The 21,009-nt window shown below is 60.9% G+C and carries 15 protein-coding genes and 1 tRNA gene; all 16 read right to left on the bottom strand.

The window, feature by feature from the left end; all coding sequences use genetic code 11:
• The coding region (locus QZ266_RS13070) for a GTP-binding protein (RefSeq protein ID WP_295692017.1) at positions 1–104 on the bottom strand (104 nt) is incomplete at its 3' end.
• A gap of 51 nt (positions 105–155) precedes the next feature.
• On the bottom strand, positions 156–2,231 hold the full coding sequence (gene fusA / locus QZ266_RS13075; RefSeq protein WP_295695864.1) for an elongation factor G: 2,076 nt from the start codon (positions 2,229–2,231) through the stop codon (positions 156–158).
• Between the two features lie 39 nt (positions 2,232–2,270).
• Positions 2,271–2,741, bottom strand: coding sequence for a 30S ribosomal protein S7 (gene rpsG / locus QZ266_RS13080; RefSeq protein ID WP_295695866.1), 471 nt, complete (start codon positions 2,739–2,741; stop codon positions 2,271–2,273).
• A gap of 11 nt (positions 2,742–2,752) precedes the next feature.
• Positions 2,753–3,124, bottom strand: a complete 372-nt coding sequence (gene rpsL, locus QZ266_RS13085) for a 30S ribosomal protein S12 (RefSeq protein ID WP_011643738.1) — start codon at positions 3,122–3,124, stop codon at positions 2,753–2,755.
• 329 nt (positions 3,125–3,453) lie between these two features.
• A complete protein-coding gene (gene rpoC / locus QZ266_RS13090) occupies positions 3,454–7,671 on the bottom strand; it encodes a DNA-directed RNA polymerase subunit beta' (RefSeq protein ID WP_295695870.1) in 4,218 nt (1,405 codons plus the stop codon).
• Between the two features lie 66 nt (positions 7,672–7,737).
• The gene (rpoB, locus tag QZ266_RS13095; RefSeq protein ID WP_295695872.1) at positions 7,738–11,811 is read right to left on the bottom strand and encodes a DNA-directed RNA polymerase subunit beta; all 4,074 of its coding nucleotides are present in this window, start codon (positions 11,809–11,811) and stop codon (positions 7,738–7,740) included.
• A 213-nt stretch (positions 11,812–12,024) separates the two neighbouring features.
• Positions 12,025–12,393 (bottom strand): 50S ribosomal protein L7/L12, encoded by a 369-nt coding sequence (gene rplL / locus QZ266_RS13100; protein WP_295695874.1) that lies wholly within the window; start codon positions 12,391–12,393, stop codon positions 12,025–12,027.
• Between the two features lie 56 nt (positions 12,394–12,449).
• Complete coding sequence (gene rplJ / locus QZ266_RS13105; protein ID WP_295695876.1) at positions 12,450–12,965, bottom strand: 50S ribosomal protein L10; 516 nt, start codon at positions 12,963–12,965, stop codon at positions 12,450–12,452.
• Positions 12,966–13,265: 300 nt separating this feature from the next.
• Positions 13,266–13,964 carry a 50S ribosomal protein L1 gene (gene rplA / locus QZ266_RS13110; RefSeq protein WP_295695878.1) on the bottom strand — a complete coding sequence of 233 codons (699 nt, stop codon included), beginning with the start codon at positions 13,962–13,964 and terminating at the stop codon, positions 13,266–13,268.
• 4 nt (positions 13,965–13,968) lie between these two features.
• Positions 13,969–14,397: a 50S ribosomal protein L11 gene (gene rplK, locus QZ266_RS13115; protein ID WP_295695880.1), complete on the bottom strand. Its 429-nt coding sequence runs from the start codon at positions 14,395–14,397 to the stop codon at positions 13,969–13,971.
• A 97-nt stretch (positions 14,398–14,494) separates the two neighbouring features.
• Positions 14,495–15,028 (bottom strand): transcription termination/antitermination protein NusG, encoded by a 534-nt coding sequence (nusG, locus tag QZ266_RS13120; protein ID WP_295695881.1) that lies wholly within the window; start codon positions 15,026–15,028, stop codon positions 14,495–14,497.
• A gap of 12 nt (positions 15,029–15,040) precedes the next feature.
• Positions 15,041–15,295, bottom strand: a complete 255-nt coding sequence (secE, locus tag QZ266_RS13125; RefSeq protein ID WP_295695883.1) for a preprotein translocase subunit SecE — start codon at positions 15,293–15,295, stop codon at positions 15,041–15,043.
• Between the two features lie 81 nt (positions 15,296–15,376).
• Positions 15,377–15,452 (bottom strand) — tRNA-Trp (locus QZ266_RS13130).
• Between the two features lie 110 nt (positions 15,453–15,562).
• Entirely contained in the window at positions 15,563–16,552 is a 990-nt protein-coding gene (locus tag QZ266_RS13135; RefSeq protein WP_295695885.1) for a class I SAM-dependent methyltransferase, read from the bottom strand.
• A 124-nt stretch (positions 16,553–16,676) separates the two neighbouring features.
• Positions 16,677–19,532 carry a TonB-dependent receptor gene (locus QZ266_RS13140; RefSeq protein WP_295695887.1) on the bottom strand — a complete coding sequence of 952 codons (2,856 nt, stop codon included), beginning with the start codon at positions 19,530–19,532 and terminating at the stop codon, positions 16,677–16,679.
• Between the two features lie 280 nt (positions 19,533–19,812).
• On the bottom strand, positions 19,813–21,009 hold a 1,197-nt coding region (locus QZ266_RS13145), incomplete at its 5' end, for a putative 2OG-Fe(II) oxygenase (protein ID WP_295695888.1).

Consider the following 21,009-nt stretch of genomic DNA (forward strand, 5'->3'; position numbering starts at 1 on the left):
ACCATCGTGATCGCAGCCGTCAGCGTCGTCTTGCCGTGGTCAACGTGACCAATCGTGCCGATGTTCGCATGCGGCTTGGTGCGCTCAAACTTTTCCTTCGCCATGATCTCGCTCCGAAATCCGTGTTCGTTGTTTTACAGCAACCAGAGGTCCGCTTATGCGGACTTGGCGATAACTTCTTGTTCGACGGCCTTGGGAACCGCCTCGTAGTGATCAAACAGCATGGTGAACTGTGCCCGGCCCTGGGTCGCAGACCGCAGGTTGTTCACGTAACCGAACATGTTCGCCAGCGGAACCATCGCATTCACGACGGTCGCATTGCCGCGCATTTCCTGACCGGCAATCTGACCCCGACGGGAGTTCAAATCACCAATGACACCACCGGTGTACTCGTCCGGAGTCACGACCTCGACCTTCATGATCGGCTCGAGAAGCTTCGGCGCACAATGCGACTTGGCTTCGCGGAAGGCGGCGCGAGCCGCAATCTCGAAGGCCAGGACGCTGGAGTCCACGTCGTGATAAGCACCGTCCGTCAGGGTGGCATGGACGTCGATAACCGGGAAACCGGCGATCAGACCACCATCCATGACGGATTTCAGGCCCTTCTCGACACCCGGGATATATTCTTTCGGCACATTGCCGCCGACGATCTTGGATTCGAACACAAAGCCCGAACCCGGCTCGCCCGGACCGAATTCGATCTTCACGCGAGCAAACTGACCGGAACCACCAGACTGTTTCTTGTGCGTGTAATCGACCAGGCCCTTCTGGCTCAGCGATTCACGGTAGGCCACCTGCGGCGCACCGACATTCGCTTCAACCTTGAACTCGCGCTTCATGCGATCGACAAGAATGTCGAGATGAAGCTCGCCCATGCCGGCGATGATGGTCTGACCGGATTCCTCGTCCGTCTTCATGCGGAAGGACGGGTCTTCGGCTGCCAGACGCTGCAGCGCCACACCGAGCTTTTCCTGGTCGGCCTTCGATTTCGGCTCGATGGCCAGCTCGATAACCGGATCCGGGAATTCCATGCGCTCGAGGATCACCGGCTTCATCGGATCACAGAGCGTATCGCCCGTCGTGGTGTCCTTGAGGCCTGCAATCGCGACGATGTCGCCGGCAAAACATTCCTTGATGTCTTCACGCGAATTGGAGTGCATCAGCAGCATACGGCCGATACGCTCTTTGCGATCCTTCACCGTATTGAGCAGGGACACGCCCGTCTCGAGATGACCGGAATACATCCGGGCGAAGGTCAGAGAGCCGACAAAGGGGTCGTTCATGATCTTGAAGGCGAGCAGAGAGGTCGGCTCGTCGTCAGAGGCTTCGCGCACAACTTCTTCTTCGGTCTTGAAATCGACACCCTTGATCGCCGGAACCTCGGTCGGGTTCGGCAGGAAATCGACAACCGCGTCGAGCAGGGGCTGAACGCCCTTGTTCTTGAAGGCCGTGCCGCAAAGGATCGGATTGAAAGCCAGCGCGATGCAGCCCTTGCGGATCAGCGACTTGAGCAAGTCAATGGAGGGCTCTTCACCTTCCAGATACGCTTCCATGGCCAATTCATCGAGCTCAACAGCGGTCTCAACCAGCTTTTCGCGGTATTCAGCAGCCTGATCGGCCAGCTCGGCACGAATTTCACGCTCTTCCCACTCAGCACCGAGACCCTCGCCCTGCCAGACCAGTTCTTTCATGGTCAGCAGATCGATGATGCCCTCGAACTCGGTTTCCGAGCCGATCGGGAGCTGGACGCAAAGCGGCGTGGAGCCGAGACGGTCCTCGATCATCTTCACGCAATTGAAGAAGTCGGCACCGAGCTTGTCCATCTTGTTGACGAACACCATACGCGGAACCTTGTACCGGTCGGCCTGACGCCAAACGGTCTCGGTCTGCGGCTCGACACCGGCATTGGCGTCCAGGCAGCAAACGGCGCCATCAAGCACACGCAGCGAACGCTCGACTTCAATCGTGAAATCAACGTGGCCGGGGGTGTCGATGATGTTCAGGCGCTTGCCGTTCCAGAAACAGGTCGTTGCAGCAGACGTGATCGTGATGCCACGCTCCTGCTCCTGCTCCATCCAGTCCATGGTGGCGGCACCATCGTGCACTTCACCAATCTTGTGGGACTTGCCGGTGTAATAGAGGATCCGCTCGGTCGTCGTCGTCTTGCCAGCATCGATGTGAGCCATGATGCCGAAATTGCGGTAGTCCTCGATTTTGTAGTCGCGGGCCATTTGTCAGGGTCCTTGGTACGGGTCAGTGCCTGTAAGGGGTTACCAGCGGTAGTGCGAGAAAGCGCGGTTGGCTTCCGCCATCCGGTGCGTGTCTTCGCGCTTCTTGACGGCGGTGCCGCGATTGGCGGATGCATCCATCATTTCAGCAGCGAGACGCTCGCGCATGGTGTTTTCGTTGCGACCGCGCGCAGCACCCGTCAGCCAGCGAATGGCCAGGGCTTTCTTGCGTTCGGCGCGGACTTCGACCGGCACCTGATAGGTCGCACCACCAACACGGCGGGAGCGGACCTCGACCTCAGGGGCCACATTGTCCAGGGCATCGTGGAAGACGCGGATCGGCTCGCGCTTCAGCTTCTCTTCGACAATGTCGAGAGCGCCATAGACAATACGCTCGGCGACCGACTTTTTGCCGTCGAGCATGATGTAGTTCATGAACTTGGTGAGATCGCGATCTCCGAACTTGGGGTCCGGAAAGATTTCGCGTTTCTCTGCGCGGTGACGACGCGACATGGACGTCTCCCTTACTTAGGACGCTTGGCGCCGTACTTAGAACGGCGTTGCTTGCGATCCTTGACGCCCTGGGTATCCAGAACGCCGCGAAGAATATGATAGCGGACACCCGGAAGGTCCTTCACGCGACCACCGCGGATAAGGACAACAGAGTGTTCCTGCAGATTGTGACCCTCACCCGGGATATAGCTCACAACTTCATGCCCGTTGGTCAGACGCACTTTGGCGACTTTCCGCAAGGCCGAGTTCGGCTTTTTCGGGGTCGTGGTATAGACGCGCGTGCAGACGCCACGGCGCTGCGGGCAAGCCTGCAGGGCCGGCACCTTGTTGCGCTTCGGCTTGTCTTTTCGCGGCTTGCGAATGAGCTGGTTGATTGTTGGCATCCCGCTCTAATCCGTTTCTAATCTCAACAACCACGTCCCCCAGCATGTTGAAATGCTGATGGACGCAAGGAATGACCCCGACGTCCGAACACAAGGTTCGCACGGCGGCGCCTGGGGTTTTTCCGTTACCGTGGACGACGTCTAACCACTTGGGTTACGGCCCGTCCTTCAAACGAGCGCGGAAACTACGCACGCGACTCGCATTCGTCAAGCGCTTGTTCAGAGGTTTTGTGAGCCCGCCCTGCTCATCCTCAATACAACGAAAAAGGCCGCCGGTTACCCGACGGCCTTTTCCAAATCTTTACAGCAAGATCGCTAGCTAAATAAGGCTAGTTGGAACCGCTCTCGGACGCCATTTCCTCGGCAGCAGCCTCGGCGATCTCGTCCGGCAGCCCTTCCGCTTCAACAGCAGCCTGACGTTCGGCCAGCATGTCAGCGTCCATATCATCGGCGATGGCCTGGTACTGACGCATGATGGAGCCGGTCCCGGCCGGGATGAGTCGGCCGACGATGACATTCTCCTTGAGACCCTCGAGCGTGTCTTCCTTGCCCTGGACTGCCGCCTCGGTGAGGACGCGGGTCGTCTCCTGGAAGGAGGCTGCCGAGATGAAGGAGCGCGTCTGCAGCGACGCCTTGGTGATCCCCAGCAGAACCGGGTCACCTGTCGCCATGCGCTTGCCTTCGGCCTCGAGACGCTCATTGTTCTCGATGAACTCGATCTTGTCGACCTGTTCGGCCGCCAGGTAGGTACTGTCGCCCGGATTCTTGACTTCGATCTTCTGCAGCATCTGACGAACGATCGTTTCGATGTGCTTGTCGTTGATCGGCACGCCCTGCAGTCGGTAGACCTCCTGGATCTCGTCGATCAGGTAGTTGGCCAGGGCCGGCACGCCCAGGATCGCCAGAATGTCGTGCGGCGCCGGGTGACCGTCGAGCAGGTATTCGCCCTTCTGGATCACATCGCCTTCCTGACACGTCAGGTGCTTGCCCTTCGGTACCAGGTATTCGACCTTCTCGGCCTCGTCACCTTCCGGAACAATCGCGATACGGCGCTTGTTCTTGTAGTCGCGACCGAACTCGACCCGGCCCGTGATCTCGGCGATGACGGCGTGGTCCTTCGGACGGCGGGCTTCGAACAACTCCGCAACCCGCGGCAGACCACCGGTGATATCCCGGGTCTTGGCGCCCTCGGTCGGGATACGGGCGACGATGTCACCCGGACGAACCGTGTCGCCATCGGCAACCGAGAGAATGGCGCCCACGGCCAGCATGTAGCTGGCAGTGGAACCGGAGGCGAGCTTTGTCGGCTCGCCATTCTCGTCCTGGACCACAATCGTCGGCTGGAGGGCATTGGCCTTGGCCGAACCGCGCCAGTCGATGACCACCTTCGAGGCGATACCCGTGGCTTCATCGGTCTCTTCCTTCACCGACACGCCTTCGGCGATATCGACGAATTTGACCTTGCCGCCGACTTCCGAAACGACCGGGGCCGTATAGGGGTCCCACTCGCCCAGGCGCTGGCCGCGCGAGGTCTTGTCGCCTTCCTTGACCTTCAGCTTGGTGCCGTAACCCAGCTTGTAGCTCTCGCGCTCCTTGCCTTCGCTGTCCACGATGAGCAGCTGCATGTTGCGCGACAGGGCGATCAGATCGCCGTCGGAATTGGTCACCGTTGACGGGTTCTTGAAGGTCACATGACCTTCCGAACCGGCTTCGATGAAGGACTGTTCGGAGACCTGGGCCGTACCACCAATGTGGAAGGTCCGCATGGTCAGCTGGGTGCCCGGCTCACCGATCGACTGGGCCGCGATGACCCCGACCGCTTCACCGATATTGACGCGCGTACCGCGGGCCAGGTCACGACCGTAACAGGTGGCACAGACACCGACGCGGGTCTCACAGGTGAGCGGCGAACGGGCCCAGACGGACTGGACGCCGGCCATCTCGATCGCAAGCGCGAGATCTTCATCGATATAGGTGTCGGCCGGGCAAATGACTTCGCCGGACGCCGGATCCTTCACTTCCTGGGCCAGGGTACGGCCGAGGATGCGCTGTTCCAGCGAGACGACAACATCACCGCCATCAACAACCGCGGAAATCTCGAAGCACTCGGAGGTGCCGCAATCTTCCTCGGTGATGATGCAATCCTGGGCGACATCAACCAGACGACGGGTCAGGTAACCCGAGTTTGCCGTCTTCAGGGCGGTGTCGGCCAGACCCTTACGGGCGCCGTGGGTGGAGTTGAAGTATTCAAGAACGGTCAGACCTTCCTTGAAGTTCGAGATGATCGGCGTCTCGATGATCTCGCCGGACGGCTTGGCCATCAGGCCACGCATACCTGCGAGCTGCTTCATCTGGTTCTTGGAACCACGAGCGCCCGAGTGGGCCATCATGTAGACCGAGTTCACTTCCGACGTACGGCCGTCTTCGCCGACCGTCGTCTTGGAAATCTCGTCCATCATGGCGTCGGCCACATTGTCCGTACACTTGGCCCAGGCATCGACGACCTTGTTGTACTTCTCACCCTTGGTGATCAGACCGTCGACATATTGCTGCTCGTAATCCGAGACCATGTCGCGGGTTGCCCCGACCAGGTCGGCCTTGGCGTCCGGGATCAGCATGTCGTCCTTGCCGAAGGAAATGCCGGCCTTGGCCGCTTCCTTGAAGCCGAGACCCATGATCTGGTCACAGAAAATCACCGTCGCCTTCTGACCACAGTGACGATAGACCTGATCGATCAGGCTACCGATCGCCTTCTTGGTCAGAAGCTCGCCGATCAGTTCCGGCTGCATCTTCGCGTGCTTGGGCAGAAGGTCGACAATCATCTTGCGGCCCGGCGTGGTCTCGATCACCTTGGTGATCGGATTGCCGTCGACATCGATGCCTTCCCAGCGTGCCTTGATCTTGGTGTGGAGCGTGATGACACCGGATTCCAGGGCTGCTTCCAGCTCTGCCCGACTGCCAAATGCCATGCCCTCGCCCGGCTCCTTGTCCTTTTCAATGGACAGGTAGTACAGGCCAAGCACGATATCCTGCGACGGCACGATGATCGGCTTGCCATTGGCCGGCGAGAGGATGTTGTTGGTCGACATCATCAGCGTGCGGGCTTCGAGCTGGGCTTCCAGCGAAAGCGGCACGTGGACAGCCATCTGGTCACCGTCAAAGTCGGCGTTGAAAGCCGCACAGACCAGCGGATGCAGCTGGATGGCCTTGCCTTCGATCAGCTTCGGCTCAAAGGCCTGGATGCCAAGACGGTGCAAGGTCGGTGCGCGGTTCAACATGACCGGGTGTTCGCGGATAACCTCGTCGAGCACGTCCCAGACTTCCGGACGCTCTTTCTCGACCAGCTTCTTGGACTGCTTGACCGTACCCGACAGACCCTTGGCGTCGAGACGCGCATAGATGAAGGGCTTGAACAGTTCGAGCGCCATCTTCTTGGGCAGACCGCATTCGTGCAGTTTGAGATCCGGACCAACCACGATGACCGAACGGCCGGAATAGTCGACGCGCTTGCCGAGCAGGTTCTGACGGAAGCGACCCTGCTTGCCCTTGAGCATGTCGGAGAGCGACTTCAGCGGGCGCTTGTTGGCACCGGTGATGACGCGGCCACGACGGCCATTGTCGAACAGGGCGTCGACGGACTCCTGCAGCATCCGCTTTTCATTGCGGATGATGATGTCCGGCGCGCGCAGCTCGATGAGGCGCTTCAGGCGGTTATTGCGGTTGATGACGCGGCGATAGAGATCATTGAGATCGGAGGTCGCGAACCGGCCGCCATCAAGCGGCACGAGCGGACGCAGTTCCGGCGGAATGACCGGAATGACCGTCATGATCATCCACTCCGGGCGATTGCCCGAGGTGAGGAAGTTTTCCATCAGCTTGAGACGTTTGGCGTACTTCTTGAGCTTCAGCTCGGATCCGGTTTCCTTCATGTCTTCACGGACCTTGGCGCACTCGGCCTCCAGATCCATGTTGATGAGGATTTCGCGGACTGCTTCAGCGCCGATACCGGCCGTGAAGGCGTCTTCGCCATATTCGTCCTGCGCTTCCATATACTCTTCTTCGGAGAGCAGCTGGAATGGCTGGAGCGGGGTCAGGCCCGGCTCGATGACGACATAATTCTCGAAGTAGAGGACGCGCTCGACATCCTTCAGCGCCATGTCGAGGATCATCGAGATCCGGGACGGCAGCGACTTCAGGAACCAGATGTGCGCGACCGGTGCGGCCAGCTCGATGTGACCCATGCGCTCGCGACGGACGCGGGCCAGGGTGACCTCGACGCCGCACTTCTCGCAGACGATGCCCTTGTACTTGATGCGCTTGTACTTGCCGCACAGGCACTCATAGTCCTTCACCGGGCCGAAGATGCGGGCACAGAACAGGCCATCGCGCTCGGGCTTGAAGGTCCGGTAATTGATCGTCTCGGGCTTTTTCACTTCGCCGAAGGACCAGGAATGGATTTTTTCCGGGCTGGCCAGGGCAATACGGATCCGGTCGAAGGACGGGCCTTCGGCTGCCGGATTGAAGATGTTCATGACGTCGTGATTCATGTCGCCGTCTCCCAAAAGGGGCAAGCGGGACAGGGAGAGCCCTGCCCCGCAAAATATGGTTCAGCCTTAGCCGTTCTTCAGTTCGACGTTGAGGCCGAGAGAACGCATTTCCTTGACAAGCACGTTGAAGCTTTCCGGAACGCCGGCTTCGAAGGTGTCGTCGCCGCGGACGATGGCCTCATAGACCTTGGTCCGGCCAGCCACGTCATCCGACTTCACCGTCAGCATTTCCTGCAGCGTGTAAGCCGCGCCATAAGCTTCCAGCGCCCACACTTCCATCTCGCCGAAGCGCTGACCGCCGAACTGGGCCTTACCACCCAGCGGCTGCTGGGTCACAAGGCTGTACGGGCCGATGGAACGGGCGTGGATCTTGTCATCCACCAGGTGGTGCAGTTTCAGCAGGTGCTTCACACCCACTGTCACCTTGCGGCGGAAGGGCTCACCGGTCTGACCGTCATAGAGGGTCGACTGGCCTGACGGGTCGAAACCGGCCTTCTCCAGCCAATGCGCCACATCCGGCTCGCGGGCACCGTCAAAGACCGGAGTCGCGATCGGCACGCCATTCGACAGGTTGAGACCCAGCTCGGCCAGTCCGGCTTCGGTTTCCGGCAGTTCGCCACCTTCATAGACCCGGTCCAGCTCGGACTTCAGCAAAGCCGTGCTGCCATCACGCTGATAAGCTTCCAAAGCCTCACCGATCTGCTTGCCGAGACCCCGGCAGGCCCAACCCAGGTGCGTCTCCAGGATCTGACCGACATTCATGCGCGACGGCACGCCGAGCGGGTTGAGGACGATGTCCACCGCTTCGCCATTGGCGAGGAAAGGCATGTCTTCGGTCGGGTTGATCTTGGAGATGACACCCTTGTTGCCGTGACGGCCGGCCATTTTATCGCCCGGCTGAAGCTTGCGCTTCACGGCCACGAAGACCTTGACCATCTTCATCACGCCCGGCGGCATTTCATCGCCACGCTGGAGCTTGTCGACCTTGTCCTCGAAGCGACGGTCAAGGCGAGCCTTGGAGTCGTCATACTGCTTTTGCAGGGCTTCGACCTCGGCCATGGCCTTCTCGTCGTCGAGGCCAATGCGCCACCAGCCGCTGCGCGGGGTGTCGTCGAGGGCATCCTGGGTGACCTTGCCCTTGGCAAAGCCACGCGGACCGGAGACCGCAGACTTGCCCAGCAGAAGATCGCCGAGACGCTGATAGATATTGCGCTCGAGAATGGCGAGCTCGTCATCCCGGTCCTTGCCGAGACGTTCAATCTCTTCACGCTCGATCGAGATGGCGCGCTCGTCCTTGTCCACACCGTGACGGTTGAAGACCCGGACTTCCACGACCGTACCGGTGGCACCGGACGGCATGCGGAGCGAGGTATCGCGAACGTCGGACGCTTTCTCACCGAAGATGGCGCGCAGAAGCTTTTCTTCCGGCGTCATCGGGCTTTCGCCCTTCGGCGTCACCTTGCCGACGAGAATGTCGCCAGCGGCGACTTCCGCGCCAACCGCAACAATACCGGCTTCGTCGAGATTGCGCAGGGCTTCCTCGCCGACATTCGGGATGTCACGGGTGATCTCTTCCGGGCCCAGCTTGGTGTCGCGGGCCGCGATCTCGAACTCTTCGAGGTGGATCGAGGTAAAGACGTCGTCGCGCACGATGCGCTCGGAGATCAGGATCGAGTCCTCGAAGTTGTAGCCATTCCACGGCATGAAGGCGACGACCACATTCCGGCCGAGCGCGAGCTCGCCGAGATCGGTCGACGGACCATCCGCAATGATGTCACCGGAATTGACCAGGTCGCCGACGCGTACGATCGGACGCTGGTTGATACAGGTCGACTGGTTGGAGCGCTGGAATTTCGACAGACGATAGATGTCGACGCCCGACTTGGCGGCATCGAGATCTTCCGTCGCCCGGATCACGATACGGGTCGCATCGACCTGTTCGATCACACCGGCCCGGCGCGCTGCGATGGCAGCCCCGGAGTCGCGCGCCACAATGCTTTCCATTCCGGTACCGACGAGCGGCGCTTCCGCCTTCACGAGCGGCACGGCCTGGCGTTGCATGTTCGAGCCCATCAGGGCGCGGTTGGCGTCATCATTTTCCAGGAAGGGAATGAGCGCAGCCGCGACCGAAACGACCTGTTTCGGCGAGACGTCGATATATTCCACATCCTCGCGCGGCACGAGCGTCACATCACCGGCAACGCGGCAATTGACGAACTCATTGTCCAGCTCGCCCTTCTCGTTCACATGGGCGTTGGCCTGGGCGATCGAGTAACGGGATTCCTGCATCGCCGAGAGATAGTCGACCTGCTCGGTCAACTTACCATTCTCGACCTTGCGATACGGGCTCTCGATGAAGCCGTACTTGTTGACGCGCGCGAAAGTCGACAGCGAGTTGATCAGGCCGATATTCGGGCCTTCCGGCGTCTCAATCGGGCAGATCCGGCCGTAATGGGTCGGGTGCACGTCACGGACTTCAAAACCGGCACGCTCGCGCGTCAGACCACCCGGCCCAAGCGCCGACAGGCGACGCTTGTGGGTGACTTCCGACAGCGGATTGGTCTGGTCCATGAATTGCGACAGCTGCGAGGAGCCGAAGAATTCGCGCACAGCGGCAGCCGCCGGCTTGGCGTTGACCAAGTCATGCGGCATGACGGTCTCGATATCGACCGAGGACATGCGCTCCTTGATGGCGCGCTCCATGCGCAACAGGCCGATGCGGTACTGATTTTCCATCAGCTCGCCGACCGAACGCACACGGCGATTGCCGAGATTGTCGATATCGTCGATTTCACCGCGACCATCACGCAGACCCACGAGGGTCTTGAGCACGGCCAGGATATCTTCCTTGCGCAGCGTGCGCATGTCGTCCGGCGCATCGAGGTCGAGGCGCATGTTCATTTTCACGCGACCAACGGCCGAGAGATCATAACGCTCCGGATCGAAGAACAGGCCCTGGAACATCGCCTCGGCGGTTTCCGCGGTCGGCGGCTCGCCCGGACGCATGACGCGGTAGATATCCACCAGCGCCTGCTCACGGCTGTCATTCTTGTCGGCGGCCAGGGTCGCACGGATGTACGGGCCAACGCCGGTTGCCGGGTCAATGTCGAGCAGGTTGAGTTCCTTGACGCCGGTATCCTTCAGCGTCTCGAGGATCTCCTCGCTCATTTCATCGCCGGCTTCGGCGAAGATTTCACCGGTTTCCAGATTGACCATGTCGTCGGCCAGGTAACCGCCGAGCAGATGCTCGTCTGAAACCAGCAGGGCGGCCAGGCCGTCTTCGGCAAACTTGTTGGCGGCACGGGCGGATATCTTCTTGCCGGCCGGTGCGATGATGTCGCCCGTCTTGGCGTCAACCAGATCGCGCGCCGGCTTCACGCCACGCCAGCGTTCCTTCACGTAAGGAACGGTCCAGCCCTTCTTGGAGCTCTTGTAGGTAACCGTGGAATAGAAGGTCGAGAGGATCTCTTCCTTGTCCAGACCAAGCGCGTACAGGAGCGTCGTCGCCGGCAGCTTGCGGCGACGGTCGAGGCGCATGTGGACCACATCCTTGGCGTCGAACTCGAAATCGAGCCAGGAGCCGCGGTACGGGATGATGCGAGCGGCAAACAGATACTTGCCCGAAGCATGGGTCTTGCCACGGTCATGATCGAAAAAGACGCCCGGCGAACGGTGCATCTGGGAGACGATCACGCGCTCTGTGCCGTTGACGACAAAGGTGCCCTTGTCCGTCATGAGCGGGATATCGCCCATGTAGACGTCCTGCTCCTTGATGTCCTTGACCGAGCGAGCGCCCGTTTCCTCGTCAACATCAAACACGATGAGACGCATTTTGACCTTGAGTGGCGCGGCGAACGTCATGTCGCGCTGCTGGCACTCTTCAACGTCGAACTTCGGCGCCTCGAATTCGTAGGACACGAAGTCGAGGACCGCCCGTTCGGCGAAATCCTTGACAGGGAAGACGGACTTGAAGACCGCCTGCATGCCGGTGTCGTCGCGCTCCGCGGCAGGCACCTCTTTCATCAGGAAGTGCTCGTATGAGGACTTCTGGACTTCGATGAGATTCGGCATCGCAACGGTTTCCGGAATACGTCCGAAAGACTTGCGAATCCGCTTTTTGCCGGTGAACGACAGACCCATGTCGGCTCCCTTCGCAGACAGCACTGCGCATTTTGATGCGGGGATCGCCCCCGCGGCGCCGCTCCGATTGGCCCGGATCTTTAACCATCCGGTCCGGTCTACAATCCCGCCTGGAACGACAGCGGCAGGATTGGGTATCCCAGAGACGGGCTAACGGACGCGCAGGATTACCCCACGCGCCCGTAGCACCGTGTCAGTCACGCCGAAGCGAGACTATTTCAGCTCAACGCTGGCGCCAGCGGCTTCCAGCTTGGCTTTGATTTCTTCTGCCTCAGCCTTCGGCGCGGCTTCCTTGACAGCCTTCGGAGCGCCTTCGACCAGGTCCTTGGCTTCTTTCAGGCCGAGACCCGTAATAGCGCGGACTTCCTTGATGACGTTGATTTTCTTGTCACCAGCGCCGGTGAGAACGACGTCAAACTCGTCCTTCTCTTCAGCAGCAGCCGGAGCATCGCCAGCCGGTCCGGCAACAGCGACAGCAGCCGCTGCCTTGATGCCTTTTTCTTCGAGAAGATCGTTGAGTTCCTTGGCTTCAAGGATGGTAAGGGCGAGAAGTTCGTCGCAGAGTTTAGCTACATCAGCCATTTGTTCAATTCCTTGCGGTGTTCAAAGTGTCAGTTCGATAGCGGAGAATGACGAAATCAGGCGTCGGCCTTTTCGCGGATGACGTCGATCGCCCCCGCAAGACCTTGACCCGGCGCCATGAGACGCTGGCCAACCTGGGATGCCTGCCCCATGAGGCGGGCGGAGATGGTGGCAATAAGCTCTTCGCGGGACGGCATCTTGGAGAGCGCGTCGATGCCAGCGGCGTCGAACACATCCTCTTCCATGAAACCGCCGAGAATGACGAGCTTCTTGTTATCCTTGGCGTACTCGACCATCACCTTCGGCGCGGCCACAAAGTCTTCCGAGTAAGCGATTGCCACCGGACCCTTGAAAAGGTCAGCAGCACCCTCACCCGGCTTGCCTTGAAGCGCGATTTTGGCGAGGCGGTTACGCACCACCTTGAACGTGCCACCAAGCTCGCGGAGCTTGGAGCGCAGTTCCGTCATTTCCGCAACGGTCATGCCAGAATACTGGGCCATTACCACGGATCCAGCTTCCGAGAAGACGCCATTCAGCTCTTCGACGGTCGCTTCTTTTTGATTGCGATCCATTTTGCGGACTCCCTGTTTGAGCCGTCCACCGTGGACGGCTCGGTGAAAACGCCATCACGACATCTTCCCCTCATCGGGGCGGACGCCATCATGACGCGTCCTGTCCCAGGGCTTGAACCGACAGACCCACAAGGTCAGATCGATCTCGCTCTGTCTCACACAGGGCCCGTATTGGATTAAGGCGGCACCTTTCGGCCCACCCCCTGTGATCTCGGACAGGCCGGCCCAACCCACAAAACGCGTGAATCAGACCGGAACAGCCCGGCCGGATAATCCGGTCCGGGCTGAAACTCAAGTCTTTTACGCCGAAACGGCGGCAGACGTGTCGATTTTTACGCCCGGGCCCATCGTCGAAGACAGCGCGATGCGCTTGACGAAGGTCCCCTTGGCACCCGACGGCTTGGCCTTGACGATGGCATCAACCAGCGCACGGACATTCTCGGCCAGGGCCGCTTCAGTGAAGCTCGCCTTGCCGACACCGGCGTGGATGATCCCGGCCTTTTCGACGCGGAACTCAACAGCGCCACCCTTGGAGGCTGCAACAGCCTTGGTGACATCCATCGTGACCGTACCGACCTTCGGGTTCGGCATCATGCCACGCGGGCCGAGCACCTTACCGAGGCGGCCGACGAGCGGCATCATGTCCGGGGTCGCGATGACCTTGTCGAAATTGATGTTGCCGCCGAGGATTTGTTCCATCAGGTCTTCAGCGCCGACAACGTCAGCACCGGCCTTGGTGGCCTCTTCGGCTTTCGGGCCTTTCGCGAAGACCGCAACCCGGACCGAGCGGCCCGTGCCATTCGGCAGGTTGCAGACGCCACGGACCATCTGGTCAGCATGGCGCGGATCAACACCCAGATTCATGGCCAGTTCGATGGTCTCATCAAACTTCGCCTTGGCATTGGTTTTCACGTGAGCGACGGCATCGTCGATCGAGTACAGCGTGTCGCGATCAAAGGTCTCGCGCGCAGCCGAGATGCGTTTTCCGAGTTTAGCCATGATCTTACTCCGTCACCTGCAGGCCCATGGAACGGGCGGAACCGGCGATGATCTTCGTCGCCTGGTCGAGGTCGTTCGCATTGAGGTCGGCGAATTTCGCTTCAGCAATCTCGCGGCACTGGGCCAGCGAAACGGTGCCGGCGATCGACTGGCTCGGCGTGCTCGAACCCTTGGCGACCTTGGCGGCCTTCTTCAGGTAGAAGCTCGCCGGCGGGGTCGCGATGGCGAAGGTGAAGGACTTGTCCGAGAAGACCGTGATGGTGGTCGGGATCGGCATCCCTTTTTCCATCTCCTGGGTCTTCGCGTTGAAGGCCTTACAGAATTCCATGATGTTCACGCCGCGCTGACCCAGGGCCGGGCCGATCGGCGGGGACGGGTTGGCAGCGCCCGCGGGCACTTGCAGCTTGATATAGCCGTCAATTTTCTTGGCCATGTTCCCACTCCATTAAAAAGGCGCGCCCTTCGCGCCTTCGGGGTTTGCGGTACGACCCGGCATGGACTTGGTGCCGGCATCTCCCGCAGATTGACGCCTAGGCCGTCTTTTCGACCTGGGCGTATTCCAGCTCGACCGGGGTCGCCCGGCCGAAAATATTGATGGCAACCTTCAGGCGGCCATTTTCGTCGTCCACTTCCTCGACAACACCGTTGAAGCTCTGGAAGTGACCATCGATGACATTGACGGTCTCGCCGATCTCGTAGCTGACGGTCGGACGCGGGCGTTCCGCATCCTCTTCCATCTGGCCCAGGATCCGCTTGACCTCATTCTCGGAAACCGGGATCGGCTTCTTGCCCGAGCCGAGAAAGCCGGTGACTTTCGGCGTCGAGGTGACGAGGTGATAGGCTTGGTCGGTCATGTCCATCTTCACGAGGACATAGCCGGGGAAGTATTTGCGCTCAGCATTGATCTTGCGACCCTTGCGAACTTCAACCACTTCCTCGGTCGGCACGAGGATTTCCTCGAACTTGTCTTCCAGGCCTTGGATCGAAGCTTCGATACGGATCGCGTCGGCGACCTTCTTTTCGAAGTTCGAATAGGCATGCACGATGTACCACTTGGCAGACATACAGCCTCCTCCTTAGGCGCCGAGAGACAGAATAAACTGGATGCTCGAACTGATCACCCAGTCGACAGCCCAGAAGAAGAGCATGGCAATCACGGACAGGATCAGCACCAGCAGCGTCGAGACCCAGAGCTCACCCCAGGTCGTCCACGTCACCTTGCGCGCTTCCTGGCGCACCTGAGACAAGTACTGGAACGGACCCACACCCTTTTTCTTGGGCGCTGCCGCTTCACCTTTGGCCGGTGTCGTATTCTTCGCGTTCCGCGTCATTCAAGTCCATCTGGCCCGCTCGGGCCCTTTATTCAAGGGGTGGCTGGCATCATGCGCAACCACCTGAAATTCAAAACGGCCTGGCAGGGGCGGAGGGACTCGAACCCCCGACCCTCGGTTTTGGAGACCGATGCTCTACCAACTGAGCTACACCCCTAGGACCGCGCGCGGAGTATCACGGTAAATGCACCACCGCCACATCCGGAGCGCAGCTGTCTACAATGTGAAGCGGCATAAGAAAACAGCTAAAACACACATGGGCGCGATTCAGGCGGGTCGGCTCGCCCGAACGATCCAGCCTGCCGGTCGCGTATGGTGGGCCGGTGCAAATTCACCGACTTCAACCCCGTTCAGCCCTGCCGATGCCAGCCGCGCAGCGAGGCCATCCGCGCCGGCCCGGTCGACCGCAGCCTCGGTCATGGTCCGCATGCGCAGGCGGAAGCCCTCTACCGCATTTTCCTGGTCGATCGCCCAGCGCTCCAGATCCACAAGCCGGTAGGCCTGCCAATTGGTCAATGAGCGACTGAGATCCCGGCAAAGCTGGACGACATGATCGCGCGCCGCTCCCGGTCCCGCGGATTCTACGGCGGCCTGGACAGTCTGAAAGGCGGCGTCGAAACGCGCCCTGGCCTGCTTCACTCCGGCCGGAAGCCGGGGGGCCGAGGCCGTCTTGTGAAGGAGCTTCAGCAAATTGGCAAAGCGGCGCAGGAGACGCTGATCGAGCACGTTTGACAGGACACTGACGGCGTCGGAGCACTGGAGGTGGACCACCCCACCCGTTTGGTGGACCACGGCCTGGACATCGCCCCCCGGCGCCAGAACGCGCGCCATCTCCGAGAAGGCTTCCGGACCGGCATATTCAGCGCCGTACTGGCTGACCACGACGTCGATGGACAAGTCCGCGATTGGCAGCCGGGCCGCATTTGCGGCCAGCGGCAGCCCCGCCGCGCCGGGAAGCCCCTGGCGGGCGATGCGCACAGCCGCTTCCGAGTAATCGCAGCAGACCGGCACCAACGCCACACCCGCAGCGCCAGCCATGGTCGCACCCTGCCGGGCGACGACAGCGTCACCACAGGCCAGGTCCAGGAAGCGGAGCGGTGATCCCCGCGCGATCAATGGCCCGAGAAAGCCCTGCCAGACCGTGTGCAGGGCGGCGGCATCCTGCTCGCTCTTCACGACATGGGCGGCCGAGCCTTCATCATTCCAGAAATCGGCCCAGGCGCGCGCGCTGACAGGGGGAATGGAGGAGGATTGCATATTTGTAATAGTGGAGCGCCGCAGCCGCAGCGCAAGCCACTATCTGCACCTCGCCTGGCACAGGGCGCAAAAGAAAAGGGCGGGCCAAACGGCCCGCCCTTCCCCATTCGGTATCAGCTTACGCTTAGAAGCGCAGGCGGCCACCCACGAAGAGGCGACGGCCAAGCGTGTCGTACGTTGCCGGCCAGGTGTTGGCCTGCTCCGAAGCGGTCGAACCGAGTTCCGGAACGGCCGTGTCGGTGAAGTTGGTCACACCAACAGTCGCCGTGAAGGCTTCGTTCACGTCATAGTTAAACGTGATGTCGAAGTAGTTCTTCGCGGTGATGTCGTCCGACAGGTCGGAGACGGTCGCAGCCGTGGTCGGGTCCGCATCAAGCGCACCAATGTGACGCCAGCGCAGCGAGGTCGTGAACGGCCCCGTGTACCAAGACGTCTGCATGGAGTGCTTGTACTCCGGAGTCGGCTCACCACAGTCCAGACCATAAAGGCCCGCACACTGGATGACCGGCGACGAAGCGGACGTCGTGAAGTCAGCTTCAGAAACAAAGCCACCGTAGTAGGTGATGGCCATGTCGCCCGGCAGACCGATGACGTCAGCGGAGAAACCGTAATCGACGCGAAGGTCAACACCGACAGCCGTCAGGGTTGCCACGTTGATCGGCGACAGGTTCGGCAGGAAGCCATTGGCACCCATTTCACCCGTAGCCGGGTTACGCGACGGAGTCGTTGCGCCAGCCGGATAAAGGGTGTCACACGATGCCTGAATGCCGGTCAGGTGACATTCGTTCAGCAGCGTCTGAAGCGGAACCGTGGAAATCGCATCCTGGATCTCGATGTTGTAGTAATCGAGCTGGATGGTCAGACCTTCGATCATGCTCGGCTCGAACACTGCACCGATGGTGTAGGTGTCAGCCGTCTCGGCACCGAGACCGGTGTTACCACCGAACAGGGCTTCCATCTGGGCATTGCCCTGGAACGGCTGATTGATCTGGCCAGCCGGCACGCCGGCGGCAAGACAGGTGGCGTCGATCGTGGCGGCCGAGTAGCTACCATTGGCGCCGCCGGAGCAGGGGTCGCCTGCGCTCGGGAAGCCGTTGGTGAACGGAGCGAACAGATCGTTGACGTTCGGAGCCCGGACAGCGCGGTTGAAGTTACCACGCAGACGGATCTGATCGTTGATCTGCCAGCCAAGACCCACAGCGAAGGTCTCGGTGTTGCCGACCGTGTTGTACTCAGACGTACGGAAGGCGAGGTTTGCGCTGAGGGACTCGATCATCGCCTTGCCGGTGATGAGCGGGATCTCGGCTTCTGCGAAGAACTCGTAGACGTCAACCACACCTGCAACCGGCAGGGAGGAGTTGAAGCCACGAACGTCCGGGCCAAGCACGGAGTCAGGGATCGATTCAGCGGATGCTTCACGATACTCGACACCAAGCACCAGGGCCGGAGCATATTCTGCCGTCGGCAGCTGGAAGGAAGGCAGCTCACCGGTCACCGTCGCAACCGTCTGGAACATCTCGACATTGTCGATCTGAGCACCGGTACGAGCGATCGACGCTGCGCCGGCTGCAGACATGGAGTTCGGGCCGTTGAAGATATCAACGTAAGGCACCGAGCAACCGCTGGCGATCGCCGTCGGGCCACCGTCGCAGAGCACACCGGCCTGCAGGGCGGAAACGGAGATGTTACCAGTCTGGATCTGCGAGATCGACGAACGCGAGAAGTTCGCGAATGCGTCATACGACCAGTTTTCGTTGATGTCGCCACGGGCACCGAAGACGAGCTGGAAAGAGCTCGTGTCGCGGAGCGAGTTACGCGTGCCGATTTCCTGGTAACGACGGGAGGTACGGATCGTGGCCGTGCCGTCGCCATTGTTGGAAGCCGGATCGTTCACGAACAGGTCAAGCAGGGCAGCCGGGATGGTCGGGTTGTCCAGGTTGACGGTGAGCGTCACACCGGCCGGCGTCGGAGCCAGCTGGGAGTCGACCACGTTGTTCGCGTAGATGCCGCGACCGTACAGCTCGAGGTGCTCGTTGACTTCATACGTGGCGAAAGCCGCGATGTTGTAACGCTCTTGCGGGAGCTGCAGGTAGTTCGACGGCGCGTAGTTATACGTGTCGTTCGGCGAACCAAAGCGCATCGGGTTGATGCTGCTGCCGGTGTTGAAGAAACCGGAGCAAACGTTGCTTGCACAGCTCGGGTCAGCGGCGACGATACCAGCGCCATAGGCACCGAAGTTCGACGACGTCGCACCGCGGAAGCGGGTGCCCGGGATGTTCGAGGAACCACCGGAGATGAAGCCGTTGGCGGCATTGCCGGGGCCCGGATCCCAGTTGCTCAGGGACGAGAAGTCACGGTCGCCCTGGAAGACGGCCTGACGGTCGGTGTAACCCATCGAGATGACAGCGTTACCGCGTCCGTCGTCGAAATTGCCGCCCATCGTGATGGACAGGGTCGAGATTTCGCCGTCAAGGTCACCCAGGGTGGTCTCGTGCGAAGCGTTGATCTCGACGCCTTCGAAGTCGTCCTTCATCATGAAGTTGACGACGCCGGCGACAGCGTCCGAGCCGTAAACGGCCGATGCACCACCGGTCACGATGTCGATAGATTCGACAAGCGCGGACGGGATGCTGTTGAGGTCGACGACCTGAGCCGGACCAGAGCCGACGAAACGCATGCCGTCGACGAGGACGAGCGTACGGGTCGTGCCCAGGCCACGAAGGCTAACCGTTGCCGTACCGTTACCCGGGTTGTTCGAGGTCGAGTCGAACGCCGGAACAACTTGCGGCAGCGTGTTGATGAAGTCTTCGGTGTTGACCGTGTTCACAACCGCGAGCTGCTCAGCAGACACGTTCGTGATCGGGCTCGGCGCCACCGTGTCGGTGCGCTGGATGCGCGAACCGGTTACGACAACGACGTCTTCGTCTTGCGCCACAGCAGGAGCCGCAAAGGCCATACCGCTGATCAGCGTGCTTGCCATCAGGCAAGTCTTCAAGGACTTGGATCTCACTCTATATCCCTCCGAGTAAGGTATACGGAAAGGGACCCCCGCTCAGCTTCAGAAGTTCGCGAGCACCCCCTCAAATCGGATCGCCGTGAAGCTTTCCACTTTTGCAAGGTACGTCTGCGATTTCGGAGGGGTCAATGACATCTCACCGTCACAAACGGTCTTTGCGATACACTGTTGCAGCTTTGCCGCAGACTTATAACGCTAACAAGTTGCCGACCCGAACCAGTTGTCTGCCCCCGCAGCACAATGCTCAGTATGGCAACAAGTCGAAGGGCGCTGTAATCCGCAGCTCGTCACTCTCGAACGGCTCAACCCCGTGCCAGAAAAACGAGGGGAAGAAGATCGCGCAACCGGGTTCGGGCATGACATAGCGTTCTGCCGGAAGCGCCAATCCAGGCAGGCCCGGCACACCGAGTCGCAGCCAGCCGGCCCGCTCGCCGGCCATCACACTCTCGGGAACTTTCACGTAATAGCTGGCGCTGATCCAGCCGGCGGGATGGACGTGATCGACATGCCCGCCCCCCGATTTCAGTCGCACAGACCAGGCACCGGCGAGTTTTCCACGACCGGTATTGCGGGTCAGGAAGGGATGAGACCGGTCATCGGGCAGTTCGGCGAGATATTTGCGCGACAAGGCCTCCAGCGCCGCCGCCAGATCCCGAATCACCGGGTCATCGCTGTTCCACAGCCGGCCCGCCGATTGCGTGCCACCGAACAGGGTCTGCTCCAGCGGCGCAGCGCCGTCGGCGTGAAGGCGCTCGAGACTGGTCGCCAGCGCCGCGTTGAACGCCGCCAGCGACTCATAGCCCGGCGGGGTGTCGATCTGCATTTTGCGCGCAAAGACGTCATAGTCGCACAGCTGCGCGTAGCGCGGGTCACCGGTCTGGCGCCAGGCCACCGATTGCAGCGCAAGATGCTTCTGCAAATGCGCTGCCGGAGCGTCGCAATCGAGCACCGCTGCCGCACCGGACCAGTCCTCATTGACCAGAAGCGCCTCAGCCAGGACATGCCGCGCCGCCCAGTCCTCCCCCTGACTGGCCTTGAATGCCAGACGGGCATCCGCCAGCGCACCCGCGGGATCGCCGGTCCGCAATCCCAATTCACTGCGCACCATCGCCGCCTGCACGGCGTCGGGGTCACGCGCCAGGGCCGCGTCCGCCGCGCCCCGGGCAGCGACCGGCTGTCCTGACCGCAACAGGACGCGGGCCAGGACTTCATTCAGTCGCGGGTCGCCCGTCGCGGCGATCGCCTGTTGCAGCGTGACCAGGGCTGACGCCCCCTGCCCGGCTTCGACGCGCAGGCCAACCAGGTCGGCGTGATAGCCGGGGTCCTGAGGCGACAGTGACAGCGCCATCCGATAGGCCTTGTCCGCCTCGTCGATATCAAGCCGGGTCCGGAGGCTGTGGCCCAGCTGGGCATGGGCTTCGGCCATGGTCGGCGCCAGCGC

The organism is uncultured Maricaulis sp., assembly GCF_905480005.1.
GTDB lineage: Bacteria > Pseudomonadota > Alphaproteobacteria > Caulobacterales > Maricaulaceae > Maricaulis.